Source organism: Pseudoalteromonas sp. 1181_04, from assembly GCF_052850545.1.
The window spans coordinates 1-847 of sequence record NZ_VXCS01000084.1; the positions used below are offsets into that span (position 1 = coordinate 1).

The following is an 847-nucleotide window of genomic DNA, read 5'->3' on the forward strand; positions in this document are numbered from 1 at the left end:
TAATCCAGCAGAGACTATTCAAACCACCGTAACTGGCGGCACGTGGAGTGTCACGGCCAGTAGTGATTTAGCGGAGGGTGACTTTACGGTGACCGCCACCGTTGAAGATGCCGTGGGTAATCAAGGCACGGCCACAGTTACTGGGATTATCGACACCACCATGCCGGATATCAGCATTAATCCGCCAGCCGACACGAATGACACCACGCCTACTATCAGCGGCACGGCCAGTGCGCCACAAGGCAGCATTGTCACCTTAGTATTTAATGATGCGGCAGGCAACTCACACACAGTCACCACGCAAATGACACCATCAGGCACCTGGTCAGTGCCTGCGCTGGAGGTATTGGCTGAAGGCGAATACACAGTCACTGCGAGTGTCTCAGATAAAGCGGGCAATCCAGCCAGCGCCAGTGTCACCGGGGTGATTGATGTCACCGCGCCGGTCATTAGCGTGAATGCGCTGGCAGATAGCAGTGATGTTACTCCGCTCATCAGTGGCCAAAGCAGTGGGGTGCCAGCGGGTACGCAAGTGAACGTTACAATCATCGCTGCCAATGGCGCAGTACAAAGCGCGACAGCAACAACGGATGGCGCAGGAAATTGGTCGGTGGAGGTCAGTAACGCGCTCGTCGAAGGCGAGTACACAGTGAATGTCAGTGTGACAGACTCCGCAGGCAATACCGGCACCGATAGCGAAACTGGGGTGATAGACACAACAGCGCCGAGCGTCACTATCGATGCACCGGCGTTGACCAACGACAATACGCCGCTGGTTACAGGGACATCGGATCTAGCCAATAGTGACATTGCGATTACCTTTACGGATGGCAATGGCAGCCATACG

Annotated in this window: 1 protein-coding gene; it reads left to right on the top strand. The window is 55.4% G+C overall.

Features of this window, described 5'->3' with window-relative positions:
• Positions 1-847: Ig-like domain-containing protein (locus FW757_RS23130; protein ID WP_446441784.1), on the top strand; the 847-nt coding region annotated here is incomplete at both ends.